Source organism: Streptomyces sp. NBC_01261 (assembly GCF_036226385.1).
Taxonomy (GTDB): Bacteria; Actinomycetota; Actinomycetes; order Streptomycetales; family Streptomycetaceae; genus Streptomyces.
The window spans coordinates 1,574,259-1,586,714 of record NZ_CP108463.1; the positions used below are offsets into that span (position 1 = coordinate 1,574,259).

The following is a 12,456-nucleotide window of genomic DNA, read 5'->3' on the forward strand; positions in this document are numbered from 1 at the left end:
AGGTGGGCGTGGTCAGTCGAGGGAGACGACGACGGACTTGGTCCGGGTGTAGGCGGCGAGGCCCTCGGGGCCGTACTCGCGGCCGAAGCCGGAGTCCTTGACGCCGCCGAAGGGGACGTTGGGGTCGAGCATCGCCCAGTCGTTGATCCAGACGATGCCCGCCTGGAGCCGGTCGGCGATGCGGTGGGCGCGGGCGAGGTTGCCGGTCTGGATGCCCGAAGCCAGGCCGTAGGGCGTGGAGTTGGCGAGTTCGACGGCCTCGTCCTCGGTGTCGAAGGGCTGCACGGTGAGGACCGGGCCGAAGATCTCCTCCTGGATCACCCGGGAGTCGTCGGCGAGGTCGGCGATGACGGTGGGCTTGTAGTAGTAGCCGCCGTCCAGGTCGAGCCGTTCGCCGCCGCAGACGATGCGGGCGCCCTCCTTGCGCGCGAGGTCGACGTACTCCTCGACCTTCCGCAGGTGCCGCTCCCCCGCCATCGGGCCGACGACGGTCTCGGGCAGCCGGGGGTCGCCGAGCGGTACGCCGGGGACGGCGTCGGCGAGGATGTTGAGGAGGGTGCTGTAGACGGGGCGCGCGACCAGCAGGCGGGGGCCGCCCATGCAGAACTGGCCGGTGTTGAAGACGAATCCCTTGATGACCGCGCCGACGGCTTTCTCCAGGTCGGCGTCCTCGAACACGAGGTGGGCCGCGTTGCCGCCGAGTTCCATGGTCACGGGCTTGAGGTTCTCGCCGGCGACGCTCGCGGCGTGCCGGCCGACCGCGGTGGAGCCGGTGAAGGCGATCTTGTCGACGCCGGTGTGTCGCAGCAGGGCCTCGCCGGCGACCGGGCCCGCACCGGTGACGACGTTGACGACGCCGTCCGGGACGCCGGCCCGCTGGAGCAGTCCGGCCATGTAGAGGGCGCTGAGCGGGGTCTCGTCGGCGGGCTTGTGGACCACGGTGTTGCCGGCCGCGAGGGCGGGGGCGAGTTTCGAACCGGCCAGAATCAGCGGGAAGTTGAAGGGGGTGATCGCGGCGACCACGCCGAGTGGCTCACGCTTGGTGTAGGCGAGGGCGTTGAGCGGGGTGTCGCGGGTCGAGCCGTCGAGGGAGAAGGCGAGGGCGGCGTAGTGCTCGTAGTCGTTGGCCGCGTTGGTGACGTCGACGGCGTGGCACAGGGTGATGGGTTTGCCCACGTCCAGGCTCTCCAGCCGGGCGAGTTCGTCGGCGTTCTCACGGATCAGCTCGGCGACACGGTGCAGGATCCGGCCGCGTTCGCGGCCGCTGAGCCCGGACCAGTGGCCGCTGTCGAAGGCCTCGCGGGCGGCGCGGACGGCGGCGTCCACATCGGCGGGGCCCGCCTCCGCGACCGTGGTGACGACCCGTCCCCGGGACGGGTCGACCACCTCGGTGCGCGCTCCGTCGGCGGCCTCACGCCACTGGCCCCCGACGAACAGGCGGCCGGGTTCGATCTCGAAGGCGGTCATCGCCACTCCTCAGCATCGTTGCCAGGACTATCGTTGCCAAGATTTCAATCAACAGGATTCCTGTTGGTTACTCGTCTGGTCCGCAGTCTCGTTACAGACAGGTTTCCTGTCAATGCTCTAGGGTGAGTCCATGGCTGAACCCCTGGTTGAACCCCTTGTCGGCACCCACGCGACAAAGGCACCCCCATCCCTGCTGTACATGGTCAAGCAGGTGGAGCTGGTCGTCCGCTCACGCCTGGACGAGCTGGTCAGGCCGTACCGGATCACCGCACTCCAGTACACCGCGCTCACGGTCCTGGAGCGACACGACGGCCTGTCGGCGGCGCAGCTCGCCCGGGACTCCTTCGTCACCGCGCAGTCCATCGCCGACCTCGTGCGCTCCCTGGAGGGGCGCGGGCTGATCCGCCGGGAGCGCAATCCGCGGAACCGTCGCGAGCTGCTGATCCTGCTGACCGAGGAGGGGCGGGAGCTGCTGACGGGGTGCGCCGGGCCGGTGCGGGAGCTGGAGGAGCGGATGGTGCGCGAGCTCACGGGGCACCAGAGCGAGCAGTTCCGCCTGGCACTTTCCAAGGCGTGGCACGCGCTGTCGTAGGCCGGGGCGTGCGCCGGTGCGTGGCTGCCGCGCACATCACAGAAAGCTCTGGCTCGATTCGAAGACATATGTCAATCGAACATGCTCAAATTCACTCCATCGAGGGTAACTTGCAGGGCGGGGAGCGCTTCTACGCTCAACCCCGCTTCACCGAGGGCCGGTTGGAGGCGAAGTGGACGTGCAGCAGGAACCCGCGCCGCTGACCCGGCATCTCCGGATCCACCGGGACCGCGGGTTCACGGTCCTGGAGTTCCGCGGGGAGATCGACATCGCCGCGGCGACGGAGATCCAGCCGTATCTGGACCGGGTGACGGCACGGCCCCGCGCGCGGATCGTGATCGACCTGCGGCAGGTCGAGTTCTTCGACTGCTCGGGGCTGCGCCTGCTGTTCCGGGCGCGGCAGCGGGTGTTGGAGCGCGACGGGCGGCTGCGTCTCGTCTGCACCCACCCGCTGACCCTGCGCATCCTGCGGGTCACCGGGCTCAACCGGCTGCTGCCGCCGCAGCCGACGCTGGACGCGGCCCTGGAGCAACCCGAGGCCACGTCCGGCACGCTGTGAGCGGCGATCCGCCGCGCTCTTCCGCGAACTCCCGTGCGGGCAGGGCTACTTGAGGATCTTGGTGACCTGACCGGCCCCCACGGTCCGCCCGCCCTCCCGGATCGCGAACTTCAACCCCTCCTCCATCGCGATGGGTTGGATCAGCTCGACGTGCATGGTCGTGTTGTCGCCCGGCATGACCATCTCGGTGCCCTTCGGCAGGGTCACCACTCCGGTCACGTCCGTCGTGCGGAAGTAGAACTGCGGGCGGTAGTTGTGGAAGAAGGGCGTGTGCCGGCCGCCCTCGTCCTTCGACAGGATGTAGGCGCGGGCCTCGAACTCCGTGTGCGGGGTGACCGATCCGGGCTTGATGACGACCTGGCCGCGCTCCACGTCCTCGCGCTTGACCCCGCGCAGCAGCAGTCCGACGTTCTCGCCGGCCCGGCCCTCGTCGAGGAGTTTGCGGAACATCTCGATGCCGGTGACGGTCGTCCGGGTCTTCTGCGGGTGGATGCCGATGATCTCCACCTCGTTGTTGACCTTCAGGACGCCGCGCTCGATCCGGCCGGTGACGACCGTGCCCCGCCCGGTGATGGTGAAGACGTCCTCGATCGGCAACAGGAACGGCCGGTCCACGTCCCGTACCGGCTGCGGCACGAACTCGTCGACGGCGGCGAGGAGTTCGAGCACCGAGGCGGTCCACTGCGGGTCGCCTTCGAGGGCCCTGAGCGCGGAAACCTTGATGACCGGGAGGTCGTCGCCGGGGAACTCGTACTCGGTGAGCAGCTCCCGCACCTCCAGCTCGACCAGTTCCAGGATCTCCTCGTCGTCGACCATGTCCGTCTTGTTGAGGGCGACGACGATGTACGGGACGCCGACCTGCCGGGCCAGCAGGACGTGTTCCTTGGTCTGCGGCATGGGTCCGTCGGTGGCCGCGACGACGAGGATCGCGCCGTCCATCTGGGCGGCGCCGGTGATCATGTTCTTGATGTAGTCGGCGTGCCCGGGGCAGTCGACGTGCGCGTAGTGCCGGTGTTCGGTCTGGTACTCGACGTGTGCGATCGAGATCGTGATGCCGCGCTGCCGTTCCTCGGGCGCCTTGTCGATCTGGTCGAACGGCGTGAAGGGGTTGAGGTCGGGGAACCGGTCGTGCAGCACCTTCGTGATGGCCGCTGTGAGGGTGGTCTTGCCGTGGTCGATGTGCCCGATGGTGCCGACGTTCACATGGGGTTTGGTCCGCTCGAACTTCGCCTTCGCCACGGCGAGTCCTCCTGATCACCTCGGTGCTGCCGAGCGTTGCTCCGTCCCCTCATGTCTATTCGTTCGGCGGCGCGTCGAACAGGGCGCTGACGGACTCGCCGTTGTGAATGCGGCGTACGGCCTCGGCGAGCGCGGGGGCGATGGACAGGATGCGCAGCTTCTCGGTGCGCTCCTCCTCGGGCACCGGCACCGTGTTGGTGCAGACGATCTCCAGTACGTCGGGCTGCTCGCCGATCCGCTTGAGCGCGCCCGCCGCGAACAGGCCGTGCGTACAGGCGACTCGGATCGAGCGCGGCCCCAAGTCCCGCAGCCGGTCCAGGAGTTCGAGGACGGTGCTGCCCTTGGCGATCTCGTCGTCCAGGACGATGACGTCCCGGTCGGCGATGTCACCGATGACGGAGCTGATGACGACCCGGTCGTCGGCGTACCGCTGCTTGGCGCCGGCGGCCACCTGGGCGCCGATCAGCCGGGCGAACGCGGCGGCCTCCTTGGCGTTGCCGAGGTCCGGGGAGACGACGGTGGTGCGGGAGAGGTCGTACTGCCGGAAATGCGCGGCCAGTTCACGCAGCGCGTGCAGATGGTCGACCGGCACCGAGAAGAAGCCGTGCACCTGCGGCGAGTGCAGGGTCATCGCCAGCACGCGGCTCGCGCCCGCCGCCACCATCAGGTCGGCGACGAGCCGGCCGCCGAGCGAGATCCGGGGGGCGTCCTTCTTGTCGGAGCGGGCGTACGAGTAGTGCGGCATGACGACGGTGATCCGCCCGGCGGAGGCACCGCGTGCCGCGTCGCACATCAGCAGCAGCTCCACGAGGTTCTCCTGGACCGGCTTGACCAGCGGCTGGATCAGGAAGACGTCCCGTTCCCGGCAGTTGGCCTGGAGCTGTACCTCCAGGCAGTCGTTGGCGAACCGGCTGACCCGGGTGGGGCTGAGCGGTACGTCGAGATGCGCGCAGACCTCCCTGGCCAACTCGGGATGGGCACTCCCGCTGAACACGGCGATGTCTCGCACGATCTGCTCCTCGCATGATCATTCCCGGCCGTGCCTCATGCTACTGACCCGCGAAAACGGCTTGCGTACCGCCCACTCCTGTGGGCCATGATGGCGGCGCCCGTACTCCCTCGCATGTCAGGAGCCCCAGATGCGCCGACTCCTCGGAATCCACCGCCCTGCCCACCGGACGACGGTTCTTGAGGACTCGACCACGCATGCACACCCTGAACATCGGAATTCTGGCCCACGTCGACGCCGGTAAGACCAGCCTCACCGAGCGGCTGCTGTTCGACCACGGCGCGATCGAGCGGCTCGGCAGCGTCGACGCGGGTGACACCCGTACGGACGACGGCGCGATCGAGCGGCAGCGCGGGATCACCATCCGCTCGGCCGTCGCCGCGTTCACGTCCGGCGACACCCAGGTCAACCTGATCGACACTCCGGGCCACTCGGACTTCATCGCGGAGGTCGAGCGCGCCCTGGAGGTGCTCGACGGCGCGGTCCTGCTGCTCTCCGCCGTGGAGGGCGTCCAGGCGCAGACCCGCGTCCTGATGCGGACCCTGCGTCGGCTACGGCTGCCCACGCTCGTCTTCGTCAACAAGATCGACCGGGCGGGCGCCCGCGCCGAGGACCTCCTCACGGACATCCGCCGCCGGCTGACCCCGCACGTCGTACCGCTGACGGACGTGACCGGCCTCGGCACACCCGCGGCACGCGTACGCCCCCGCCCGCCCGCCGACCCGGACCTGGCCGAGGCCCTCGCCGAGGTCGACCCGGACATCCTCGCGGCCGTCGTCGACGGCCCCCACCCCACCCCGGACGACCTGCGCACGTCCCTGGCCGCCCGCACGGCCGACGGCTCGATCCACCCCCTGTTCCACGGCTCGGCCCTCGGCGGCCAGGGCGTCACCGCCCTCGTCGACCACCTGGTCCGGCTGATCCCACCCACACCCACCGGCTCAGACACCCCGAGGGGCACGGTCTTCGCGGTACGCCCCGGACCGGGCCGCGAACGGACGGCGTATCTGCGGCTCTACGACGGTGAGGTGGCCCCGCAGGAGCGGCTCACGTTCCGTCGTCACGGGGCGGACGGCCGGACGGTCGAGGTCTCCGGACGGGTCACGCGGCTCGATGTCATCGGCCGCCCGGGGCCGCTCACCGCCGGGAACATCGGGGCGCTGACCGGCCCGAAGGACATCCGGGTCGGTGACCGGCTCGGTGAACTCACCGCGCGGGCACCGCAGTTCGCGCCGCCGACGCTGGAGACGGTCGTACGGGCGCGGCGGCCCGAGCAGGCGGCGGCGCTGCGCTCGGCGCTGCTCGCGCTGGCCGACCAGGACCCGTTGCTGCACGCGCGGCCGGCCGCGTCCGGGGCGACCGTGCTGCTCCTGTACGGCGAGGTCCAGAAGGAGGTCGTCGCGGCGACTCTCGTGCAGGACTTCGGAATCGAGGCCGACTTCGAGCCGAGCCGGGTGCGGTTGCTGGAACGCCCGGCCGGGACCGGTGAGGCCTGCGACGAGTTCCCGTGGCACGACCACACCCACTACTGGGCGACGATCGGGCTGCGCGTGGAGCCGGCGGAGCGCGGCTCCGGCGGGGTCTTCGGCTACGAGACCGAACTCGGCGCACTCCCAAGGGCGTTCCACCAGGCCATCGAGGACACGGTGCACGCGACCCTGCTCAGCGGGCTGGAGGGCGCGCCCGTGACGGACTACCGGGTCACCCTGACGCGCTCGGGGTACGCGGCCCCGCTCAGCACGGCGGCGGACTTCCGCGGTCTCACCCCGATCGTGCTGCGCCGGGCGCTGCGGCTGGCGCGGACGCGGCTGTACGAGCCGTACGTCACGTTCGAGACGGAGGTCCCGCTGGACGCGCTCGCCCCGGTGACCGCTCATCTCGCCTCCTGCCGCGCCGAGTTCGCCGGGACGACGGGTGGCCTCGGCAGCTGGCTGATCACCGGCGAGCTGCCGGCCCGCCGGGTGCGGGACGTGGAACTGGCCCTTCCCGGGCTCACGCACGGGGAGGGAATGTGGTGGTCACGGCCGTCGGGAGACCGTGAACTACGGCCGCACTGAAGGGTGTTACCGGCCAGTGTCACAAGACGGACCGGACCGTGCTCCGGAAAGGTCACGGGACGCATGAGGTGAAGCGGCCGGGAAATGCTGTCTGCGGCCGGCCGGGACTGCCGGCGGGCCGCAACCGTGACTTTTCACCCCTGTGCGCCCTCCGTGCCTCCGTCAGATGGACCAATCGACCAACAGGTCTGTCTGACAGGGCATTTGGGGGGCATGCGCATACCGAGGAAGGGAGGGCCGTCCCCATGACGACTTCCATCAGCCGTATACCCCGGCGGATGCCGGGCTGGGCGAAGGTGCTCACCGCCGTCGTCGTTGTGATCGCCGTGCTGTTCGCCGGACTCCGGCTGGCCGTGCTCCCGGGCCTGCGGGACATCTTCGGCACCGAGACCCACGACAATTCGGGTCCGGCGCTGCTCAAGTCCATCCAGGACATGAGCCGTTACGACGCGGCCTCCGGCAACTTCCAGGTCGTCGTGGATCTGGAGAAGGACGCCAAGTTCCTGCCCGACGCGATCCGCGGCACCCGCACGCTGTACGTCGGCGCGGGCACCGTGGAGGGCTATGTCGACCTCGGCAAGCTGGGCAAGCAGGACGTGACGGTCAACGCCGACCGCACGACGGCCAGCATCAAGCTGCCGAAGGCGACCCTCGGCAAGCCGGCACTGGACCCGGACCACTCCTACACGGTCTCCAAGCAGCGGGGCCTGCTGGACCGCCTGGGCGACATCTTCTCCGACAACCCCAACGGCGAGCAGGCCGTGCAGAAGCTCGCCGCCAAGCACATCGCCGAGGCGGCGAAGACCAGCGGGCTGACCACGCGTGCCGAGACGAACACCACCAGCATGCTCAAGGGTCTCCTCGGTTCGCTCGGCTTCAAGACCGTGAACATCTCGTACAGCGCCTGACCGGGCGCTGCTGAACCATCGAAAGCTGGAGGCCCACCGCATGGCCCGTACCGTCCCGCGCCTGCGCACCAACAAGAAGGCGGAGCCCGAGTCGAAGCCGGCCCGACCCGACCGCGGACGCCACCGAATGTCCCTCCCCGTGCGTGTGTTGGCGATGCTGATCGGGTTCGTCCTCATGGTGGGGTTCGCCGTCGTACTGGCCAAGCTCACGCTGGAGCCGTCCCCCGCGTCCAAGGCCCTCGTGCACACCAATCTGCACCCGGGCCGCTCCCTGAAGGCCTACCTCGACCAGCCGGCCATGCGGGACGCCATCAAGCAGATCGGCGGGAACATCGTCCTCGGTATCCCCTTCGGCGTGCTGGTGCCCGTGTTCGCGCCACGGGCACGCGGCATCCTGAAGGTGCTGCTGCTGACGGCGACCGTCATGCTCCTGGTGGAGTTCGCGCAGGGCGCGTTGATCACCGGGCGGGCCTTCGACATCGACGACGTCATCCTCAACACCTCGGGCGCGCTGATCGGTTGGGTCCTGCTGGGGCGCCGGCTGGGCCGGGCGGTGCACGCGCGGAAGCCCGTCGTGAAGGCGGCCAGGACACCAAAGGCATCGAAGGCGTCCAAAGCGCCGAAGGCCACGTCGTAACGATCAACTACTGGTCCGTACCAAGGTATTGACGCTCTCCTTATCTCACTCCTTAAATCAAGAGGCGACGCTTTCACCCCCCACCTCAGTCGGCGTGTCGGTCCCCACGTCCGCCGTACAGAAGGGAATGCCGTGGCCTCCCCACGCGTACTCCGCAGATGCCTCTTCGCCGCCCTGTCCGCCGCACTGGTCGCGTCCGCCGCGATCGGTCCGGCGCAGGCGGCTTCCACGTCGGACGCCCAGGCCGACGCCGTCACGTTCTCCGACACCTTCGACGGGGCCGCCGGTTCTGCGGTCAACTCCTCGAAGTGGACGCAGGAGACGGGCGACAACGTCAACAACCACGAGCGCGAGTACTACACGTCCGGCACCAACAACGCGTCCCTGGACGGCCAGGGCCACCTGGTGATCACGGCCAAGAAGGAGAACCCGGCCAACTATCAGTGCTGGTACGGGACGTGCCAGTACACCTCGGCGCGGATGAACACCTCCGGGAAGTTCAGCGCGCAGTACGGACATGTCGAGGCCCGGATGAAGATCCCGCGCGGGCAAGGCATGTGGCCCGCGTTCTGGATGCTCGGCACCGACATCGGGTCGGTCGGCTGGCCCAACTCCGGTGAGATCGACGTCATGGAGAACGTCGGCTTCGAACCCTCCACGATCCACGGCACCATCCACGGCCCCGGCTACTCCGGCGCCAACGGGATAGGCGCCGGCTACACACTGTCGGGCGGCCAGGCCTTCGCCGACGCCTTCCACACCTTCGCCGTCGACTGGGCCCCCAACTCGATCAAGTGGTCGGTCGACGGGGTCGTCTACCAGACCCGCACCCCCGCCGACGTGGGCGGCAACACCTGGGCGTTCAACAAGCCGTTCTTCCTGATCCTCAACCTCGCGGTCGGCGGCGACTGGCCGGGCGACCCGAACAGCGCCACGGCCTTCCCGGCCCAGCTGGTGGTGGACTCGGTCTCGGTGACCACGAGCGACACCGCCGCCGGGGTGGCGATCAAGGGCCTCGCCGGCAAGTGCGTCGACGTCAACGGGGCGAACTCCGCCAACGGGACCGCCGTACAGCTCTACGACTGCAACGGATCCGCCGCCCAGCAGTGGACGGTCGGCTCGGACGGCACGATCCGCGCGCTCGGCAAGTGCCTGGACGTGAACGCCGGCGGCACCGCGGACGGCACCAAGGTGCAGCTCTACGACTGCAACGGGTCCGCCGCCCAGCAGTGGGCCGTCAGTTCGGCGAACGACATCGTCAATCCGCAGGCGAACAAGTGCCTGGACGTCACCGGCAACACCTCCGCCAACGGCACCCCGCTGCAGATCTGGACCTGCTCGGGTGGCGCCAACCAGAAGTGGACGGTCGGCTGACCTCGTAGAACCCCGCTGTTCAGTGCCTAGTGCGGCATCCAGGTGAGTTTGTCCCCGCCGACCCAGCGGATCACGTCCGGGTCGTCCAGGTCATGCACCGTGATGCCGCACACGGCCGCGACCTGCAGGACGTCCGTGAGGGTTCTGGCCTCGCAGACCATCTCCCCGTCGATCTCCACGATGCGGAACGGCGGGGTACCGGGCTGCACCTTGAGCACCATGATCCGAGGGCTGGAGATGTGCGGGCTGGACATTTCGGTCATGCAATAGAGCCTAGAACGCATCACGCGGACGCGGGCGGTCCACGGTTCCCGGCCGGGAACCGCCCGCGGGAGGAGGCTCGATGGATCCCGTGCGGGCGCTGGACCGGATCGCCTTCCTGCTGGAACGCTCCCTGGCCCCGACCTACCGCGTACGCGCCTTCCGTACGGCGGCCAGGGTCCTGGCGGCGCTCCCCGAGGGCGAGGTCGCCGAACGCGCGGCGGCGGGGACGCTGGAGTCCCTCAAGGGCATCGGCCCGAAGACCGCGCAGGTGGTCCGCGAGGCCCTGGACGGGCGGGTCCCCGCCTATCTGGAGCAACTGGAGGCCGAGGCCCCCGTCCCCTCCGGCCCCGGCGGCGAAGGACTGCGGGCGCTGCTGCGCGGCGACTGCCACCTCCACTCCGACTGGTCGGACGGCGGCAGCCCGATCGAGGAGATGGGCCGTACGGCGGCCGGGCTCGGCCATGAGTGGGCGGTGCTGACCGACCACTCCCCCCGGCTGACCGTGGCCCACGGACTCTCCCCGGAGCGGCTGCGCGAGCAGCTGGACGTGGTGGCGGCGCTGAACGAGACCTGGGCGCCCTTCCGGCTGCTCACCGGCATCGAGTGCGACATCCTCGACGACGGCTCGCTGGACCAGGAACCGGAGCTGCTGGAACGGCTCGACGTCGTCGTGGTCTCCGTGCACTCGAAGCTGCGCATGGACGCGCGCGCCATGACCCGCCGCATGGTGGCCGCCGTACGGAATCCGTACGCGGACATCCTCGGGCACTGCACCGGGCGGCTGCTGATCGGGCGGAACGGGGGTGCCCCCCGGCCCGAGTCCGTCTTCGACGCGGACGAGGTGTTCGCCGCGTGTGCCGAGTCGGGTACGGCCGTGGAGATCAACAGCCGTCCGGAGCGCCTCGACCCGCCGAGGCGGCTGCTGCGCAAGGCCGTGGACGCCGGGGTGCTGTTCTCGGTCGACACCGACGCGCACGCGCCCGGTCAGCTCGACTGGCAGATCAACGGCTGCGCGCGGGCGGAGGAGTGCGGGGTGCCCGCCGAACGGGTGGTGACGACGTGGTCGGCGGACGCACTACTGGACTGGACCAATGACAAGTGATGCACATCACCGCCTGCGGCTGGTCGCACAGGAACACTCGCCGGTAGTTTGCCGTTGAACAGATCGTGGGTGCGGAGGGAACAGTGTCCCCGGGCCTCAACCTCCGCCCACAGGGAAGATCGTTCGGCTGAAGCCCTGTGGAGCCTTTCGCCGCGAGGCGACCGCCTTCCGTGCCCGCCCTTTGGCCGCCCCGGCCGTGATTCCCCCGTCGCGGTCGGGGCTTCTCCTCGACCTGGATCCTTGACTTGGAGCGCACTCCAATTCGTAGCGTTCCGGTATGACCACTGCACAGCACAAGATCGGTTCCGGATTCGGCGCGAAGAGCACCGCCGACGACGTCCTGCGGGGCATCGACCTCACCGGAAAACTCGCCGTCGTCACCGGCGGCTATTCGGGTATCGGCCTGGAGACCACCCGTGCGCTCGCCAAGGCGGGGGCCCGGGTCGTCGTCCCCGCACGCCGTCCCGACACCGCGCGCGAGGCCGTGGCCGGACTCGACGGTGTCGAGCTGGACGAGTTGGACCTCGGCGACCTGGAGAGCGTGCGCGGCTTCGCCGACCGCTTCCTCGCCTCCGGCCGCACCGTGGACCTCGTGATCGACAGCGCCGGCATCATGGCCTGCCCGGAGACCCGGGTCGGGCCCGGCTGGGAGGCGCAGTTCGCCACCAACCACCTCGGCCACTTCGCCCTCGTCAACCGGCTGTGGCCGGCGATCGCGGCGGGCGGCGCGCGGGTGGTCTCGGTGTCCTCCGGCGCCCACCACAACTCCGGTATCCGCTGGGACGACATCCAGTGGAGCCACGGATACGACAAGTGGCAGGCCTACGGGCAGGCGAAGACCGCGAACGTCCTGTTCGGCGTCCACCTCGACAGGCTGGGCGCCGACCACGGCGTACGGGCCTTCGCGCTCCACCCGGGCGGCATCCTGACGCCGCTCCAACGCCACCTGGCCACCGAGGAGATGGTGGAGCGCGGCTGGATCGATGAGGACGGCAACCTGCTGAATCCGGACGCCTTCAAGACCCCGGAGCAGGGCGCGGCCACCCAGGTCTGGGCCGCGACCTCGCCCCAACTGGACGGCCTCGGCGGTGTCTATCTGGAGGACTGCGACATCGCCGAACCCGCCCCCGCCGACGGTGAGCGCATCGGCGTCAAGTCCTGGGCGACGGATCCCGAGCAGGCGTCCCGGCTGTGGAAGCTGTCCGCCGATCTAACCGGTGTGGACGCGTTTGCCGGATAGTTCCGGGC

General features: G+C 69.7%; 12 protein-coding genes. 8 read left to right on the plus strand and 4 right to left on the minus strand.

From position 1 onward, the window contains the following. Positions 1 to 12: 12 nt before the first annotated feature. Positions 13 to 1,467 (minus strand): aldehyde dehydrogenase family protein, encoded by a 1,455-nt coding sequence (locus OG226_RS06930; RefSeq protein WP_328675835.1) that lies wholly within the window; start codon positions 1,465 to 1,467, stop codon positions 13 to 15. A 130-nt stretch (positions 1,468 to 1,597) separates the two neighbouring features. On the opposite strand from OG226_RS06930, the gene OG226_RS06935 reads away from it, so the two are divergent. Further along, complete coding sequence (locus OG226_RS06935) at positions 1,598 to 2,059, plus strand: MarR family winged helix-turn-helix transcriptional regulator (protein ID WP_328675836.1); 462 nt, start codon at positions 1,598 to 1,600, stop codon at positions 2,057 to 2,059. Positions 2,060 to 2,237: 178 nt separating this feature from the next. After that, positions 2,238 to 2,618 carry an anti-sigma factor antagonist gene (locus tag OG226_RS06940; protein WP_328686245.1) on the plus strand — a complete coding sequence of 127 codons (381 nt, stop codon included), beginning with the start codon at positions 2,238 to 2,240 and terminating at the stop codon, positions 2,616 to 2,618. Positions 2,619 to 2,663: 45 nt separating this feature from the next. Here the strand turns inward: OG226_RS06940 and tuf are convergent, their stop codons facing one another. Both tuf and OG226_RS06950 read right to left on the minus strand, forming a co-directional pair. Beyond that, positions 2,664 to 3,857: an elongation factor Tu gene (gene tuf, locus OG226_RS06945; protein ID WP_328675837.1), complete on the minus strand. Its 1,194-nt coding sequence runs from the start codon at positions 3,855 to 3,857 to the stop codon at positions 2,664 to 2,666. Positions 3,858 to 3,912: 55 nt separating this feature from the next. Further along, positions 3,913 to 4,866, minus strand: coding sequence for a ribose-phosphate diphosphokinase (locus OG226_RS06950; protein ID WP_033278914.1), 954 nt, complete (start codon positions 4,864 to 4,866; stop codon positions 3,913 to 3,915). 197 nt (positions 4,867 to 5,063) lie between these two features. Between OG226_RS06950 and otr(A) the strand changes: the two genes are divergently transcribed. From otr(A) to OG226_RS06970, 4 genes are all read left to right on the plus strand, one after another. Further along, the gene (gene otr(A) / locus OG226_RS06955; RefSeq protein ID WP_328675838.1) at positions 5,064 to 6,923 is read left to right on the plus strand and encodes a tetracycline resistance ribosomal protection protein Otr(A); all 1,860 of its coding nucleotides are present in this window, start codon (positions 5,064 to 5,066) and stop codon (positions 6,921 to 6,923) included. Between the two features lie 245 nt (positions 6,924 to 7,168). Beyond that, on the plus strand, positions 7,169 to 7,831 hold the full coding sequence (locus OG226_RS06960; RefSeq protein WP_328675839.1) for a DUF4230 domain-containing protein: 663 nt from the start codon (positions 7,169 to 7,171) through the stop codon (positions 7,829 to 7,831). A gap of 40 nt (positions 7,832 to 7,871) precedes the next feature. Further along, entirely contained in the window at positions 7,872 to 8,468 is a 597-nt protein-coding gene (locus OG226_RS06965; RefSeq protein ID WP_328675840.1) for a VanZ family protein, read from the plus strand. Between the two features lie 132 nt (positions 8,469 to 8,600). After that, on the plus strand, positions 8,601 to 9,842 hold the full coding sequence (locus tag OG226_RS06970; RefSeq protein WP_328675841.1) for a ricin-type beta-trefoil lectin domain protein: 1,242 nt from the start codon (positions 8,601 to 8,603) through the stop codon (positions 9,840 to 9,842). Positions 9,843 to 9,868: 26 nt separating this feature from the next. On the opposite strand, the gene OG226_RS06975 is transcribed toward OG226_RS06970, so the two are convergent. Next, positions 9,869 to 10,105 (minus strand): hypothetical protein, encoded by a 237-nt coding sequence (locus tag OG226_RS06975; RefSeq protein ID WP_327399413.1) that lies wholly within the window; start codon positions 10,103 to 10,105, stop codon positions 9,869 to 9,871. Between the two features lie 80 nt (positions 10,106 to 10,185). Between OG226_RS06975 and OG226_RS06980 the strand changes: the two genes are divergently transcribed. Both OG226_RS06980 and OG226_RS06985 read left to right on the plus strand, forming a co-directional pair. After that, positions 10,186 to 11,208, plus strand: a complete 1,023-nt coding sequence (locus OG226_RS06980; RefSeq protein WP_328675842.1) for a PHP domain-containing protein — start codon at positions 10,186 to 10,188, stop codon at positions 11,206 to 11,208. Between the two features lie 277 nt (positions 11,209 to 11,485). Continuing rightward, on the plus strand, positions 11,486 to 12,448 hold the full coding sequence (locus OG226_RS06985) for an SDR family NAD(P)-dependent oxidoreductase (protein WP_328675843.1): 963 nt from the start codon (positions 11,486 to 11,488) through the stop codon (positions 12,446 to 12,448). Positions 12,449 to 12,456: the final 8 nt, after the last annotated feature.